The sequence below is a fragment of the Bartonella chomelii genome (assembly GCF_014138465.1).
Classification (GTDB): Bacteria; Pseudomonadota; Alphaproteobacteria; order Rhizobiales; family Rhizobiaceae; genus Bartonella; species Bartonella schoenbuchensis.
On the sequence record NZ_JACJIR010000002.1, the window covers coordinates 21,092 to 38,024 of the forward strand.

11 protein-coding genes are annotated in these 16,933 nt (G+C 44.8%); all 11 read right to left on the bottom strand.

Annotated elements, in window-relative coordinates:
* Positions 1 to 153 precede the first annotated feature (153 nt).
* Entirely contained in the window at positions 154 to 1,272 is a 1,119-nt protein-coding gene (locus GGR10_RS02470) for a N4-gp56 family major capsid protein (RefSeq protein ID WP_182479764.1), read from the bottom strand.
* A 150-nt stretch (positions 1,273 to 1,422) separates the two neighbouring features.
* Entirely contained in the window at positions 1,423 to 2,211 is a 789-nt protein-coding gene (locus GGR10_RS02475; RefSeq protein ID WP_182479765.1) for a hypothetical protein, read from the bottom strand.
* An 813-nt stretch (positions 2,212 to 3,024) separates the two neighbouring features.
* Entirely contained in the window at positions 3,025 to 4,878 is a 1,854-nt protein-coding gene (locus GGR10_RS02480) for a portal protein (RefSeq protein WP_422614130.1), read from the bottom strand.
* 78 nt (positions 4,879 to 4,956) lie between these two features.
* Complete coding sequence (locus GGR10_RS06940; RefSeq protein WP_281371262.1) at positions 4,957 to 5,082, bottom strand: hypothetical protein; 126 nt, start codon at positions 5,080 to 5,082, stop codon at positions 4,957 to 4,959.
* Positions 5,083 to 5,634: 552 nt separating this feature from the next.
* Positions 5,635 to 6,960: a PBSX family phage terminase large subunit gene (locus GGR10_RS02485; protein ID WP_182479766.1), complete on the bottom strand. Its 1,326-nt coding sequence runs from the start codon at positions 6,958 to 6,960 to the stop codon at positions 5,635 to 5,637.
* 846 nt (positions 6,961 to 7,806) lie between these two features.
* Positions 7,807 to 8,136, bottom strand: a complete 330-nt coding sequence (locus GGR10_RS02490) for a hypothetical protein (protein ID WP_182479767.1) — start codon at positions 8,134 to 8,136, stop codon at positions 7,807 to 7,809.
* Between the two features lie 1,443 nt (positions 8,137 to 9,579).
* Positions 9,580 to 12,162 (bottom strand): ATP-dependent chaperone ClpB, encoded by a 2,583-nt coding sequence (clpB, locus tag GGR10_RS02495; RefSeq protein ID WP_182479768.1) that lies wholly within the window; start codon positions 12,160 to 12,162, stop codon positions 9,580 to 9,582.
* A 637-nt stretch (positions 12,163 to 12,799) separates the two neighbouring features.
* Positions 12,800 to 12,979 carry a DNA gyrase inhibitor YacG gene (gene yacG, locus GGR10_RS02500; RefSeq protein ID WP_010704294.1) on the bottom strand — a complete coding sequence of 60 codons (180 nt, stop codon included), beginning with the start codon at positions 12,977 to 12,979 and terminating at the stop codon, positions 12,800 to 12,802.
* A 12-nt stretch (positions 12,980 to 12,991) separates the two neighbouring features.
* Positions 12,992 to 13,159, bottom strand: coding sequence for a hypothetical protein (locus GGR10_RS02505; RefSeq protein WP_182479769.1), 168 nt, complete (start codon positions 13,157 to 13,159; stop codon positions 12,992 to 12,994).
* Positions 13,160 to 15,032: 1,873 nt separating this feature from the next.
* On the bottom strand, positions 15,033 to 15,662 hold the full coding sequence (locus GGR10_RS02510) for a Maf family protein (RefSeq protein WP_182479770.1): 630 nt from the start codon (positions 15,660 to 15,662) through the stop codon (positions 15,033 to 15,035).
* Between the two features lie 297 nt (positions 15,663 to 15,959).
* Positions 15,960 to 16,178, bottom strand: coding sequence for a translation initiation factor IF-1 (gene infA, locus GGR10_RS02515; RefSeq protein WP_004857577.1), 219 nt, complete (start codon positions 16,176 to 16,178; stop codon positions 15,960 to 15,962).
* Positions 16,179 to 16,933: the final 755 nt, after the last annotated feature.

Sequence of the window (16,933 nt, forward strand, 5' to 3'; positions counted from 1 at the left end):
TCACCTTAAAAAAGCCTCTTTAAAATAGGTGCGCCTTCACCTTTCAAACAGGTGTAAAACAGCCTCACAAAGCTACTTTAATAGGCGCACCCCAAGCCTCATCAAATAAGCACAAGGCTAATCTTAAAGACCTTAAGCAGGTTCTAAATAACCTTAAATAGGTGCTGCATAAGTTGAAATAACGATCGTTCCAAAATCCTGCTCCCCTTGGGAGTGTCCTGGCAAATGAAAGACAGGTTTTTTCATCCCAACAATCGTTTTGGCAGCCACACCAAATTCACGTTCATAGTCAAAAAGCTCTTCCACCAATTTATAGCGTGTAGCCCCACGGTCTTTACCAAAAGCAATAACAGCACTTTGCGCCCCAAGCAAAACAGCACGGCGCGTATTCTCAACATAATGATTATTTAAAATTGTCGCCACACCTTCAGTCACATGCGCAGCTTCACGCAAAATAACGCCATTATACATACCAAGAGACCCATTATAGATAGGGTTCTTCATGCGGCTTCCACTATAAATCGCTTTGGTAATATCAAGCCACTGACCAGGCTCTGTATTGGTGCGCAATTGTGTCACTTGTGTTGGGTGAAGATACATCACATAAACACTTTCCCCATCAACACGCACTGGTCTAATTTTTGGCATTGCAAGCTTAGCACGCTCCACCGCTTGATCAATCAACTGTAGAGTAAACACATCCTCTTCTTCCAGATCCTCATCTTTCTCTTTCCCATTAGGGCGGATGATGCGTTTATCGGTTGGAGCAGTTGGCTCGTTAAACCCATAATGGACAGGTTTTAGCTTAAACTCTTGTCCTTCAAAGTTTATTTTTTCTGCCGAATATCCACACACCTGAATGAAGAACATCATGCTTAAACGGTCAGCATACCAATCAACCAAAGCATTTTTAGCTTCTGCACGTAAATTATATAAAACACGTTGCTGATCGATTGTTCCTTCATTTCTAACACGCACAGCATGAGAAAGTTCATTAATAACCAAGCGATCGTTTGTAAATTTCAAGGCCTCTTCTTTGCCTTCAAGTTCCTCCCCTTCACTCACACCTTCACCACACAAATGCATACGCAAACCAAAGGTAATGGAATCACCACTTGCTTTAGTGGTTTCATCTTTCAACTGTATGATGCTATTGGAATCTCTCCCAATTAATGGAGCGATAGAAGTCGCCTTTGAAATTTCCCTATTAAGTAATTTGGACCATGCTTTTACAGTCAATGCGTTATTGACGTCGATACTAGTTACAGCCATTATTTCCTCTTATATATAGTCTTGATTAAAAATCCGGCCAAAAGCCGGTTGCCGAGTGTTCCCCCCTATCTGATAATCAGATGCCTGATAACCAGAACAGCGGTCACTTAATGATGCGTTGTGTTTTTTGGCAGATTTCTACCTCTCTTTTTAAAGATCCACATCGCCCATTAAACGATTAAAAGCAGCTTTATTGTTAGGATCATCAATCCAAGTACTAAACTCTGCCTCAGACATTTTGTCGAGCATTTCCAAAGACATAGGGCCCTTTGGATTCAAACCATTATAAGCAGAAAGTGTACGTGCAGAATTTTGCCTTTCCTGCACATGCTCAACAACATTTTGCATAGGGGCAACAGTGTTAACAGTGTTGCCTTGCTTGTTTGTATACCCCATATTGTGCGCAATAGAGTAGATCACTTGCGCAGGGTTTTGTTTGTTTTGCGCACAATCACGCAAGATCTGCTTCAACTCATTACCAATCAATGTATCAATAACTTTGGGATCGGCTCTTTCAGGGTAGAGAGAAGCGCAAGAAGCCAGCTGTTTTGCACGCATATCATAAACAAAATCAGCAGCTTGATCAAAATCATGATGCTTGTGCTTAACAGTCGCAACAGATTGATTAAAAAAGGAACGCAGCTGCTCTGCCTCTGAGGGGGCAGAGGTGTTTTTGTCGTCTTGCGCTTGCACCAATTCCTGTTGTGTCTGAGTTTTTTTCCCCAGCCACTGTACATAACCCATAAAATCTGCATTGGGGTCTGGCTGAACCTCACCCCCCTGAAGTCCCAGTGCTTCTTGAGAAACTTCGCCCTTTTGAGAATTGTCATCAAAAGATATGCTCTCGTTTTTCTCTATCGCTCCACCCTCTCCATTTCCTTGAAGAGGATCTTGTATGAGTTGGCTTTGCTCTTCTGGCGTTAATATTTCTTCATCCATTGTGCTAACCTTCTTTCTTCAATAATGCTTGCTTCTCAAATAATGCTTGTAATGCCGGCTTCTCAGGCAATGCTTCTTTTAAAAACAATGCCCTTCTTCTTAAAACAATAAGGTGTGCCTCTGCCTTCCCCTATCGCTTCACTCTCTCCACTTGTCTTTCAAGAAAACCCCGCATGCGTTTGTCCTGCTCATCTTCCAGCCTCAACGCCTCCTCATCTTCCAGCCACAACGCTTCCTCATCCAGTGTCCTCATCCACGGTACCAACTCTTGCCTCACACGAATGATCTCCCTTTAAAACAACGCTCTTTCCCCACACGCATGCCCCTACTAAATAGCCTCTCCCAGACAATAAGCCTTCCTCCTTTTAAAACAACGCTCCCCCTCACCAACTTCAACACTTCTTCATCCCCTCAAAACAACGCCCCCTCATTCCTCAGACACAACGCTTCCGCATCCAGTGTCCTCATCCACGGTACCAGCTCTTGCCTCACACGAATGATCTCCCTTTAAAACAACGCTCTTTCCCCACACGCATGCCCCTACTAAATAGCCTCTCCCAGACAATAAGCCTTCCTCCTTTTAAAACAACGCTCCCCTTCCCCAACTTCAACACCTCTTCATCCCCTCAAACAACGCCTCTTCATCTTCTAGCCACAACGCCCCCTCATCTTCCAGCCACAATGCCTCCTCATCCCTCAGACACAACGCTTCCGCATCCAGTGCGCCCCTCCTCTTTAAAGGCAACACCTTTCTCCTCAACAAAACCCCACCCCATCACCCATAAGGGGCAATGAAGATACATTTCTTACCCATTAGGAAGTTTGTTGGGCATTTTGCGCCATACGCAAAAGAGCTTGAATCGCTTGCTTTGTCTCTTGTGCACTCCCATCTTGTGTCCCAACTTGTTGGTCACTTTGCAATTGCCCCTGCTGCTGCCCAGCTTTTGTAGCAATTTTGTGAATGAGCGATGCCGGCAAAGGTGAATAGCGTAACAAATCGAGCATAATATCTGGTGTTGCAAAATTTTGCATCAAAGGAAGCAACTGCGTAATTACAGCAAAGGTACGCTCTTTTTCATTAGGGCTTGTTGGAGCATCATCCACCACAATATCATATTCCAAACTTGTAATGTCTTCGCGTGTCAGCGGAACATATTGAGCATTTTCTTCCCCAGCAATGCGCACCAATCGCCCATCAGAGAGATAATTTTGAATAAGATAAAGAATAATTTTTCCCTGTCGCTGTCGATAGCGTCGCAAACCATCAAAGAAGGATGCCAACAAATTAAGCGATGATTGACGACGTTGTTCTTCAAGAACACCCGGTTGGTTTACCGCACGTGTTCCAACAAATTCCGCAGACAATCCTGTAACTTGAGAAATAGCCCCCTTTGCTTCATTAAAAAGCTGGAAAAAGCCATTGGGGAATTGCCCAGCAGGTTTTGGCTGTATTCTTCCACCAGCCAAAGCACCACTCTTAAGCCACGTAATACTATCAGCCCTTGCCCAGCTTTCCATAGCTTGGCGATCATCATCAAAAGCATCTCGTTCAGCCATCACCCCACCTTTGGATTGGCTATTGAGCAAATGCATCACTTGACTAAAATACTTATTAGCCCACCGTTGTGGATCTTTTGCAGGTTTTACAACCCCGTAAAAATGTCGACTGAATTTATCAAAATAGCCCGTAATGCACTCCCATCCCAATTGATTAGATGGCACCAATGGCTTATCAGGGGCTTCAAGCAATCTTTTGCCCAAAAAAGCACGTTTAACAACTTTTCTTGTCAATCTTGTTGCTTGGATATGCGGATTATTTTTGCGCAAAAATTGAAAATCTTCCTCAGAATAATCAATATATTGCCCTGTTTCTAAGTTGAGAACTTTATAATAAACCTCACGTTCAAACCACCGGCATTCAGCCAGTGTCACCATTGTGCGCTCATGATAGCTAAATTCATCGTCGATTGTATCTCCATAACTTTGTGCACCACTTCTACCTGAGCGTGTTGAAACAAGGTGGTGTGCCCAATCGGCGTGCAGATCACTCCAATGAACATCGGGAAACATTTCTTGCGCAATCTCTAAAGGCTTCTCATCAATATACCATAGACGCTGCGCATCAATAAGATTAGGCTTAACAGCACTTGCATCCCATACCATTTTCATAGGATCCAAGCGCGCAATTACAGGCTTTCCATTAGGGTCATCTTCATAATCAAGCCGCGTATCAGTCCAACCCATTCCACAAATAATGGCATCTTGGAAAGCGTCAGAATCTTCATATTCCCCATCAGCCTCATCACGAAACCATTCAGCCGCTCCCGTTAAAATCTGATTGGCCAGAGCTGCTCCTGGTTGCCGAGGAATAAATTGAACCTGCCGTTTATTGTTGCGCTCAGCTCCAATTACAGCATTCACCAAAGGAGCAATGCGGTTAAAAGTCATCACCGGTCTATTATGTTCTCGCAATACAGCAAGATCTTGCTCATTCCATTGGCGCCCATTATAAAAGTCATAATCTTCTTGAGCGTTTTTTCGCCACTGTTCGACATGCGCAATATCTTCCTGATACCAAGCAACAAGCTTTTTAAACAGTGCCTGATGTTGAAGCGTCTCGATCGGATCGATGAAAGATGTCTGTTGGTCCATTAAAAAATCACCCATAATGTTAAAAACCCATCCACGATGGTAAATTCACTTACAATGTGCAAAACCTCGCACAAACCTTACCCCCTCACAAACTTAATCCTCGTCTTCACGGTTTTTCCCCTTCGTGCTCTTCACCCCTCTCATATCGCTTAAAACACCCATATGCTTCAAAACAGCTACAAGCTTAAAAAGCCACCCAATACACCCACGAACCTTCATATCCTTAATCCTCTCATATGCTCAAATCCTTCTCCCAGCCCCAATTCCTCTCACAGCCTCAAACTCTTCTCCCAACCTCAACCCTTCTCCCGGCCTCAATTTCCAACAAGCTCAAATCCCGCCTACTCTTCACACGAGTTTCCCCCTCACAACCTCAAATCTCACCTTCACGCTTACTCCCCTCGTGGCCATTCTCATCCCTCTTACAAGCTTTCACCCCTCATACGCTTCAAACCCCCATGAGCCCCCTCAAGCCACCCAATACATCCACGAACCCCCTCATATCCCCAATTCCTCTCACAGCCTCAATTCCTCTCATATCCCCAATCATTCTTCCCAACCTCAACCCTTCTCCCGGCCTCAATTTCCAACAAGCTCAAATCCCGCCTACTCTTCACACGAGTTTCCCCCTCATAAACTCAAATCTCACCTTCACGCTTACTCCCCTTGCAGCCATTCTCATCCCTCTCACAAAATTTCACCCCTCTCATACGCTTCAAACCCCCATGAAACCCCACAAACCACCCATGGCATTTCAAAGCATCTATGCGCTCAAAAAGCCATCCACGAAGTTGAAGAACTCTGAGAAGAACGATAAACATTTTTTCGCGGTTGAATATTGGGCTGTTCATAAGCAACACACATCAACCCAAAACTATCAGCCCCATGGCTTGCCCAATCATGTTCAGCACCCAAACCAATATTACGCTGTTCGTCGCGCTTTTCATGGTACCACGCAAGTGCTTTTCGTCCTGCTGTTGTCGTATCACGATTAAACCATATAGCTGGAAATAAACGCCTCACAGCTTCAATACGCATTTTGACAGCACCCACCCCTTGGTTTGGAATAATTTTGGTCTGAAAACCAGCGTGTTGGAGAGCACTTTCAAAACTAACATTACAAACACGATCTTTTGTCGCCCCATCATGGGGCAAAACCATTAAAGCCTTGTCATATCCCCTTTGGCACATCCATCCAATATGTTCAGATAAAGGTTGCCCTTGTGCTTCATAATAATCGAGAACACGGATCTCGCGCCCAATAAACTGCGCAACCCACAAAGCCGTCGCATCAGCCTTTGCTCCCGTTCCACCAATATCCCAAAAGATCTTGATCTGAATAAGCGGGTCACGCGGCACATGAGTAATGCGTCCTTCCTGCTCAGCCTCAAGTAATAATTTTTGATAATATGCTCCTTGCACAGCCTGTAAATATTCTCCTTCCCAAATATGATTGTACTGCTCAGGTCTTTGCGTAAAATCAGCTTCCCTGGCACGATTGAGCCTATCAGGAAATTGAGGATTATCCCTCCAATTGATTTCAACTCCCTTGATATGGGGGTCCTTCACAGCACGAAATCGCTTTTCAACAGGGGCATTCTCGCGTAAAGGGTTCCACGTAACCCATAATTCACAATGCCAATTTTCCCCTTCTTCTCGCAAAGTTGGAATCAATGTTTGCCAAGCAGTCTCAGTAACAGGCTCAGCCTCATCAACCCAGCAAAGCAGAATGCGCCCCATTGATTTAATGCTTGCAATATTGCGATCCAAACCAGCAAATGCATAAACAATACGTCCATCTTTTGATCTAACGTATTTATCACCAATCTCATAATAGTCTCTCAAGAAACTGTAAGATTCAATAGCGCGTTTAATTTCTTCTAGCGAACTTTCATTCAGCGAATTTTGGAACTGTCTTGCACATAAAATAATACCTCTCTCCCCTGCCTTTCCATGCCGATATCCAACCACAGCCGACATCAGGGCAAAAGAGCGTGTTTTACCAGATCCACGTCCTCCCCAAGCAGCACGCACATCAGCCTGACCAGAAAAAACAGGGATCAATTTCGGAATAAGAGCAATTTGAACAGTCGTCATTACGAGATATCATTGTAACATTATGAGAATAAGCCAACCCCATAGCAGATCAAGCACAATACCATCCATCCCCTCATGAAGGCACAGCCTCCCTCACCACATGGCCTTCTTCACTATGCCATACAGCCCCTCTCTACTGCATACAGTCCTCTCCACTGCACGCATACTTCCTCCAACACCACACACATCCCCTCACCAATTACACAAAACTTCCTCCCGTCATGGTGAGCGTCCTCACCACACGGGGGTCTCTCCTCACCACACAAACCTTTCCACTACATAAGACCTTCATCAACCACACCAGAGCCTTTTTGCCACACAAGCTCTTCTAGTTATCACACAAGCCCCCTCCCCACGTGGCCTTCCTCACTATGCCATACAGTCCTCTCCACTGCACGCATACTTCCTCCAACACCACACACATCCCCTCACCAATTACACAAAACTTCCTCCCGTTATGGTGAGCGTCCTCACCACACGGGGGTCTCTCCTCACCACACAAACCTTTCCACTACATAAGACCTTCATCAACCACACCAGAGCTTCCTCACCACATGGCCTTCCTCACTATGCCATACAGCCCCTCTCCACTGCATGCAGTCCTCCAACACCACACACAACCCCTCAACAACTCCATAAAACTTCCCCCGCCACGCGAGCCCTCTTCATTAAAACCTCTCACCCCTACAGCCAAACTGGTTGCACCGAAAAATCACTGCTCCACCATTAACCAAGAGCTCCACATAAAAAAACAGAATTCAGTGCTAAAATGCACGAGAAATTGAACACAAACCCACTGCCAACAAAACACTCACACACAAACAACAGAGCAAAAATTTTAGAATGTCATACATCAAAAACAGATGTCTTACGATCATCCGTTACTGCAGCTTTAGGAGCCACCGGCACAATTTCAACACGCGACACTGTCTTAACATCACTGCCTCCTTCCCCACTTACTTGCAAAGGCAAAACCTTTGCTAAAAGCGAGAAAAAAGACACCGGATTATTAATCGCATGATATTCAAGATAAGACACCAAGCCATCACGACCATAGTGATCTCCTGCTTGTGTAGCAGCCGCCAAAAGAGCATCTTTGAGTAATTTCGTGTTTTTGTTCAATGAGCCTTTAGGCCGCCCTCTTCCACGCACAGGCACAGACTGTTCTTTCGTCACATTAACATTCCTTTATCGGCTATAAACAAATTTATCGCAGCCCTCATAAACTCTAACACAAAGCCACTCATTCACCTGTTTTATGTAAAAAAGCTCGAAACTAAACACCAATCAAAAATCAGTAAGCACTCTAATGTTTCCAAACAAGAAGAACTCCATAACCTCTAAAAATAAGGACTTCCCACAATAAAGAATGGGCACCACCCAATCACAAAAAGCCCCTCTCACTTCATGCTGCCAAACACATCGTATCAATCACACGCCCCACTAATAATAATACGATTTCCCCACAAAGAAATAACTACGCATGAAAAGGTAAAAAATCTCCCCTCTCAAGGCATCCTACGCCCAAAGACCTGTAAAACCACTCCAGTCACCCCTCCTCATGAATCCCACCACGCCAATAATCTCCCCCATAAATCCACAGAAGATACACTCAAATGACAAGCAAACAACACTCCCATCAGGGCGCAAAACCATCAGCACATCACAGAAAAGCTTGAGAAAATTGTAAGCTCAATCACACATAAAACCGTGAGCAAAACCCCACTCAAATAACAAGCAAACAACACTCCCACCAGGGCGCAAAACCACCAGCACACCACAGAAAAGTTTGAAAAAACTGTAAGCTCAATCACACATAAAACCGTGAGCAAAAACCCCATTCAAATGGCAAGCAAACAACACTCCCACCAGGGCGCAAAACCACCAGCACATCACAGAAAAGCTTGAGAAAACTGTAAGCTCAATCACACATAAAACCGTGAGCAAAACCCCACTCAAATAACAAGAAAAGCGCAAAACCTAATCAAAAAATGACACGCAAATTATAAAAACACGATAAATCTGAAACAGTGAAAAAAGCTCTAAACACACCACGCACAAAACACAAGGCACAAACCCCAGACATAAGCCACTAAAACCTCTCTGGCCCGCCTACGCCCCAAACACCTTCAAAAAGCTCTTAACTTATTTTAAAAAGCTCTCACTTTAAAAACTCTCATCACCCAAGTAACAAACAATTGCAAGCAACTTCCCCCTCACAATTCACCCCTCAGCCCCTTCTCACAAGAAAGGCACAAAACTTATCCCGTCTCTCATATCGTCAACACCCTACATCGCCGGTAGTTTCCACACTCGCGATAACTCTTACATTATCAACATTTCACCGACATTTGTTTACTTATTCACCGTGTTCACTTGTTCACCGACATTTGTCATAAAATCATCATGTCTTATGAAATCTCGCCTATAATAGGCCACCACAATCACACCACACCCCTGCGCGGCAGATAACACGGCAGATACCATCCCCACGAAAACCTATTTTCAAACATTTATGGATGAGAGATACAATTGTGATTATGCTATAATAATATCAGTTTACGTTCACCTTGTCAACTCTTATTAACTTTTTCTCTTTTGATTCTAAGCACTTGTGGGCTAACCCGTAATAGGGGAAAAAGCCAAACGATCACCAGTTTTTATAATAGCAACTGTTGTTTCATCACCAATAGCCCCAAGCAAAATATCTTCAGCCAAAGGATCTTGAATTTCCTTTTGAATAATGCGCTTTAAAGGCCGTGCCCCATAAAGCGGGTCATAACCCTTATTTGCTAAAAATTCTTTTGCTTCTTGCTCGATCTGGACTGTAATTTTGCGCTCACCAAGCAAATTTTGTAAATGTTTGATCTGAATATCAACAATTGCTTCCATATCTTTACGTTGCAATCGCTCAAAGAGAATAATCTCATCAACTCGGTTTAAGAACTCAGGCCGAAACGCTGCTTTAACAATACGCATAACATCATCTCTAGCCGCATCGGTTGTTTGTCCTTCAGGTAGAGCCGTTAAAATATCAGCCCCAAGGTTAGAAGTCATAATGAGCAAAGTATTACGAAAATCAACTGTGCGCCCTTGGCTATCGGTTAAACGCCCTTCATCAAGCACTTGCAATAAGAGATTAAAAATATCAGGATGCGCTTTTTCAATTTCATCAAAAAGAATAACCTGATAGGGCCTGCGTCTTACAGCTTCTGTCAATACACCGCCTTCTTCATATCCAACATATCCAGGGGGCGCACCAATCAGCCGTGCACCGGCATGTTTTTCCATATATTCAGACATATCAATGCGCAGCATTGCATTAGAGTCTTGGAATAAAAAAGCCGCAAGTGCCTTTGTTAATTCGGTTTTTCCAACACCCGTTGGCCCTAAGAACATGAAAGACCCAATAGGCCGGTTGGGATCTTGCAATCCAGCACGGGCACGGCGCACAGCACGGGCCACAGCCTGAACAGCATCTTTTTGCCCCACAACACGTTGGCCGATCTCATCTTCCATACGTAACAACCGCTCACGTTCTGCCTCAAGCATCCGATCAACAGGAACCCCCGTCCAGCGTGAAACAATCTGTGCCACATGTTCAGCCATCACAATTTCTTCAATCAAATTGTTGCGTTGCTCATCATTTTCAGCAGCACTTAGTTGCTTTTCAAGATCAGGAATCACACTATAGGCCAATTCCCCAGCTTGTTGAAATTGCCCATTGCGCTGTGCAATAGCCAAAGCATTTCGCGCCTCTTCAAGCCTTTTTTTCAAATCAGCAGCATGCCCCAATTTTTGCTTTTCAGCCTGCCAAGCCCGCGTCATTTCAAAAGACTGTTTTTCTAATGTATCAAGCTCAGCTTGCACCGTTTGCAAACGCTCTTTTGCCGTAGGGTCAACTTCTGTTTTCAAAGCTTCTCGCTCAATCTTTAACTGCAAAATTCGCCGATCAATATGATCAAGCTCTTCTGGCTTGGAATCAACCTGCATACGCAACCGCGCCGCAGCCTCATCAATAAGGTCAATCGCCTTATCAGGCAAGAAACGATCCGTAATATACCGGTTTGAAAGGCGTGCAGCAGCAATCAAAGCACTATCAGCCAAGCGCACTTTGTGGTGCTGTTCGTATTTTTCTTTAATCCCACGTAAAATAGAAATCGTATCATCAAGTGTGGGCTCAGGCACAAAAACAGGCTGAAAACGGCGTGCTAAAGCCGCATCCTTTTCCACATATTTGCGATACTCCTCAAGCGTAGTCGCCCCAATACAGTGGAGCTCCCCGCGAGCTAAAGCAGGTTTAAGCAAATTAGAAGCATCCATAGGTCCGTCAGATTTTCCAGCACCAACAAGATTATGCAATTCATCAATAAACAAAATAATCTGCCCATTTTCAGCTTGCACATCTGCTAAAACGGCTTTTAAACGTTCTTCAAATTCACCACGATATTTTGCCCCCGCAATAAGCGCCCCCATATCAAGCGCATAAAGATGTTTATCGCGCAACGTTTCAGGGACATCCCCATTAACAATACGCAGTGCCAAACCTTCAACAATTGCAGTTTTTCCAACACCAGGCTCCCCGATCAAAACAGGGTTATTTTTAGTCCGGCGTGATAAAACCTGAATAGCCCGGCGAATTTCTTCTTCCCGACCAATAACAGGGTCAAGTTTCCCTTCACGTGCATCTTTTGTCAAATCGCGCGCATATTTTTCCAAGGCATCATACTGGCTTTCAGCATGCGCACTTGTCGCCGTTTTTCCCTTTCGCATCGCATTAATTGCATGATTGAGAGCCTGTGGTGTCACCCCTGTGTTGGATAAAATATCGGCAGTTTTAGCCGCTTTCTCCATAACAAGCGCTTGCAACACACGCTCCACAGTCACAAACTGATCACCAGCCTTTTGCGCCAAATCCTCAGCCATTTTTAAGACTTTCGCCAAAGGCTGCGACATATAGAGCTGGCCATTTCCACCCTGCACTTTAGGCAAAGCATTAAGCGCATCTTCAAGCGCATCTTTAAGCGCGGCCAAATCACCCCCAGCTTTTTGGATCAAAGAAATAGCCAAACCTTGACTATCCTCCAACAGTGCTTTCAACAAATGCTCAGGCATAAATTGCTGATGATCACAAGCAAGAGCACTACCTTGTGCTGTTTGTAGAAACATCTGCAGCTGTTCGCTATATTTATCCACGTTCATTGTTTTTCCCTCTCTTGCACTCTCACATGCCTATCCCTAAAAACACCACTTAAAGAACTCTCTTTAAGGCCACACTCCAATTGTTCATACATACAATAACACTAAGCAATCACCCACTGTAACAAATGAACACACTGTAACCAAATTATCACACCTTAAAATATGGGTTCTCACAATAATCATGGCAAGAGGGAAATGTGCCAATCATGGCAAAAGGCGGGCAAATAACAAGTATAATAAAAAGAGAATAAGCAATAGCATTATTGAAAAACATGATAACACGCATAAAAAGCGCACTTTTTTTAAGTGTTCTTTCTTTTTATATTTTTTAATCCCACACGCTTCTTTATTCTACAACATTCTACAACGCTTCTTTTATTTCAGCATACTTCTTTTAATCTATTCCATTTTTATTTTATTCAATTTTTACTCTACTCCATTCTATTCTCATTATCCTCATTCTATTCCACTTTATTCCACTTTCACGCCACTCTATTTCATTCAACATTTCATTCAACTCCATCACTTTCACTTAACTCCGCTACAGTCGCGATAGTGATGTATATTCTACTCCATTAACAACTCCTCCATTAACAATTAACCGTGTATTTTTGGCCAATCTTTTATTCTTCTTCATCTATTCTTCTTCATCTGTATTGTGTGGTGGTGGCGGTAAAATATAAGCACCTGAAAGCCACCGATTTAAATCAATTGCCCGGCATCGTGAGGAACAGAAAGGATAAGAATCCTGCTGTGACATTTTCCCGCATTCTGGACAAGGGCGCAATGGGCGCCGTGGTGTTGATTGTTCCTGCATCACTTCTCCTTTTTATAGATTTTCCTTCTCCTTATACATCATCCTCCTTCTTTTCACCCCCTCAAATTCATCCTCTCCAATCAAAACCCACAAGCACACACTCATACCACCCTCACACTCCACATCTCTCTTCTCCCTGCCTAGACTACCCCACACCTCTCTAGCTCTCACCCCCTTCATCTACAACTCTCCCCCCCCACTACCACTACCCCAAACAAGCACTCAACGCTTCTCCCTCAAACACTCCCTTCACCCTACAGCACCTCCTCTTCTCACACTTTCCACCACTCCAAGCACATCCCCTCTCGCATATCAATCTGCCTGTAAATCCACCTTCGCAACCCTACTCCCTCAATCAAAGCCTCTTACACCATACAACGCCCAACGCCTTTCCCTCTTACACTAACCTCATAGTAGTACCCACCAGCTCATACCCTCCTACAAATGCAACCCCTTCACACCCTATTCCTCTACAAACGCACCCCACATGCCCCGCAAAGCACACCTTCTCCCTCCTCATCCCCAGCTCTCCTCCTGCCTCTTCACTCTACAGCGCCTCCTCTTCTCACACTATCCACTACCTCAAGCAATCCCCCTCTTGCGCATCATTCCCCCTCCAAACCTACCTCTCAAACCAAAGCCCCGGTATCCCCCCAGCATTCCTCCACACTGATGCAACTAACCCGCTCCACAGAGCACACCCCTCCCCACAACTTTGTCCCCAGCTCTCCCCCACTCCTATTATCCCACACAAGCACTCAAAACTTCTCTCCCAAATACTCTCTTCACCCCACAACCTCCTCATCATACCCTAGCTCAACGCCTCTCCTTGCGTCTCTCTCTCACACACTATTCTCCCTCCAAACCTACCTCTCAAACCAAAGCCCCCAGTATCCCCCAGCATTTCTTCACACTGATGCAACTAACCCGCTCCACAGAGTACACCCCTCCCCACAACTTTGCCCCAGAGCACTCTCCCACTACCACTACCCCGCACAAGCGCTCAATGCTTCTCCCTCAAACACTCCCTTCACTCTAAACACCTCCTCTTCTCACACTTTCCACCACCCCAAGCACCCCCTGCATCATTCCCCTTCTAAACCTACCTCTCAAACCAAAACCCCCAGTATCCCTCAGCTCTCTCCCTCTCGCACTGCCACTACCCCCAACCCCTTCTCATCCACAAACCCTTCCTACAACCCGCCCCAGCACTCTCCCACCCTCACTGCCACTACCCCATACAAGTGCTCAACGCTTCTCTCTCAACACTCCCTTCACCCTACAGTGCCTCCTCTTCTCACACTGTCCATCACCTCAAGCAATCCCCCTCTCACACATCACTCTCCCCCTAGATCAACCATCTCAAACCAAAGCCCCCGATTCTCCCCAGTATTCCCCACACACTGATACAACCAACCCCCTTCTCATCCACAGATCCTCCCTACAACCTTGACCTCAGCACTTTCCCACCCACACTGCCACTGCCTCACACAAAGCACACCTTCTCCTCCTCATCCCCAACTCTCTCTCGCCCCTTCCTCCAACACCCTTCCACAATACAACGAACCCAACCCTCATCATTCAGCATTCTTCCATACTAATACAACCATTCCCCTTCTCATCCACAAACCCTCCTACAACCTCACCCCAGCACTCTTTCCCTCTCGCACATCACTCTCCCCCTAGATCAACCATCTCAAACCAAAGCCCCCGGTATCCCCTTAGCATTTCTTCACACTGATGCAACTAACCCGCTCCACAGAGTACACCCCTCCCTACAACCTTACCCCAACACCCTCACTGCCACTACCCCACACAGGCACCCAACACTTCTCCCTCAAACACTTCCTTCGCCCTACAACACCTCCTCCTCACACCATACACCTCCAGCTCTCCCTCACTCACACACCTCCCTTTTCCCTTTATTCCCACACATCACCTCCCTTTCACGTGCACCACTCCCCACCACACAATACTTTCCTGCCCCATACTACCACCCTTCTTTACGCTATCTAAGCAGCACCTTAGCCTCCTCATTTTTAAAGAGTATATTTTAAGTCCACTTGGAGAGAACAGGGTAATGATAAGATGTTAAAAGATCCATTGTTTGAGCCAATGGCAAACCAACCACATTGGAATAAGAACCAGAAATATTGGTAACAAAAGCCCCAGCTTTACCTTGAATAGCATAACCTCCAGCTTTTCCTTCCCATTCCTGGCAAGCTAGATAAGCCTCAATCATTGAAGGGGTCAAACATCGAAAACGAACACAACTTTTGACCAATTGAACAGTTTTTCTCCCACATTCATTCACAACACAAACAGCACTATATACATTGTGAGAACGCCCAGACAAAAAGCTCAAATATTCATAAGCTTCCTCTTTGCCACCGGGTTTAGGAAGAATAACACGCCCAACAGCAACAACAGTATCGGCAGCCAAAATCAGACATTTTTTCGACAACACAGCATGTTCGCTAACATGATCAGAACATAACAGGCTTTCATAAGCGTTGAGTGCTTTTTCACATGCCAAGCGCTTAGCCAGATGAGCGGGATGTTCTTTTGGTTTTGGCGTCTCATCGATCACAGCCGCATAAACCCGGCTTGGACTAACACCAATTTGCGCTAAAAGTTCTAAACGCCGTGGAGAAGCAGAAGCAAGTACCAAATCGATTTCCATAGCGAAAACCCCTTTCAGATTGCGTTAAAACGCATCACCTGACTTTACTTTGACACTCTTTCCCCTACAAAAGGAACTTCTTAGAGCCACCAGACCTTTTTGGCAACCATCAAACTTTATTGTGTGAACTTTATGCCACACCCCACTTTGCTTACGACCCGCTTTTCCCCCACAAACAACTTGGAATTTTTAAACACATGCACCAAATCGTTTTAAAATTTCTGCATTTTTGAGCAACTTTATGAACTTTTATTGAAGCAATTGGGAAAGTTTTGAGAAAGCAGCCCCTGCATTCCTTTATTTATAGCGATACGTAATACGTCCCTTTGTCAAATCATAAGGGGTCATTTCAACCATAATTTTATCACCAGCCAACACACGAATACGGTTTTTACGCATTCTTCCAGCGGTATGAGCAATAATTTCATGATCATTTTCTAGTTTTACGCGAAACATTGCATTAGGCAAGAGTTCGGTTACAATACCAGAAAACTCCAAAACTTCTTCTTTGGACATAAATAAAAGGCTTTCTTTATAATGAATTGATTGGATTTTATTTTACTGACTTTATTTTTATTTTACTGACTTTATAATGCAAATTTAATGTAAATTTATTGATTGCTTATACATCGCAAATTATTGCAGGGTACTCATATCGTATTTTTACGGTTTTGTGAACAGGGATTTAACAAAGAATGAGATTTTCCTTTGCATTTATTAACAATCATGATCAAAACAGTGTTGATTTAGGGTTTTCCTGCCTGTTTTAATTTAAGAGTTTTGATCTTAAAAATCCTACTTTCATCGTTCTCTCCCACCTCTTTCCAACATGCCCCTCTCGCACATCACTCTCCCTTCAAATCCACCCTTGCAAACCCACCCCCTCCAACCAAAGCCTCCCCAGCATACACTCAACGCCCAGCACCTTTCTCCCAAACATCCCCTTCCAATCCTACAACGCCCCTTCCCCTCACACCATAACCTTCCACTAACGCATCCAATCTTCCCTACAAAGCACACCCTTTCCCTCCTCATCCCCCAGCTCTCTCCCACCCTTTCCTCCAACACCCTTTCACAACACAACAAACCTAGCCTCTCATCGCCCAACATTCACCACATACCTCGCAGCTCTTCCTTCTCATTCACAGCCCCTCTCCACAACCTTGCCCCCAGCACTCCCCCACTCGCAACCACCCCACACAGCACTAAACGTTTTTCTCCTCATCCCTCAGCTCTCTCCCGCCCCTTCCTCCAATACCTTTTTCACAACA

Coding starts and splice junctions, on each gene's coding strand:
- GGR10_RS02470 (WP_182479764.1), bottom strand. CDS start 1,272: ATGGCTGTAACTAGTATCGACGTCAATAACGCATTGACTGTAAAAGCA.
- GGR10_RS02475 (WP_182479765.1), bottom strand. CDS start 2,211: ATGGATGAAGAAATATTAACGCCAGAAGAGCAAAGCCAACTCATACAA.
- GGR10_RS02480 (WP_422614130.1), bottom strand. CDS start 4,878: ATGGGTGATTTTTTAATGGACCAACAGACATCTTTCATCGATCCGATC.
- GGR10_RS06940 (WP_281371262.1), bottom strand. CDS start 5,082: ATGAAGGTTCGTGGGTGTATTGGGTGGCTTTTTAAGCTTGTAGCTGTT.
- GGR10_RS02485 (WP_182479766.1), bottom strand. CDS start 6,960: ATGACGACTGTTCAAATTGCTCTTATTCCGAAATTGATCCCTGTTTTT.
- clpB (WP_182479768.1), bottom strand. CDS start 12,162: ATGAACGTGGATAAATATAGCGAACAGCTGCAGATGTTTCTACAAACA.
- yacG (WP_010704294.1), bottom strand. CDS start 12,979: ATGCAGGAACAATCAACACCACGGCGCCCATTGCGCCCTTGTCCAGAA.
- GGR10_RS02505 (WP_182479769.1), bottom strand. CDS start 13,159: ATGAAGGGGGTGAGAGCTAGAGAGGTGTGGGGTAGTCTAGGCAGGGAG.
- GGR10_RS02510 (WP_182479770.1), bottom strand. CDS start 15,662: ATGGAAATCGATTTGGTACTTGCTTCTGCTTCTCCACGGCGTTTAGAA.
- infA (WP_004857577.1), bottom strand. CDS start 16,178: ATGTCCAAAGAAGAAGTTTTGGAGTTTTCTGGTATTGTAACCGAACTC.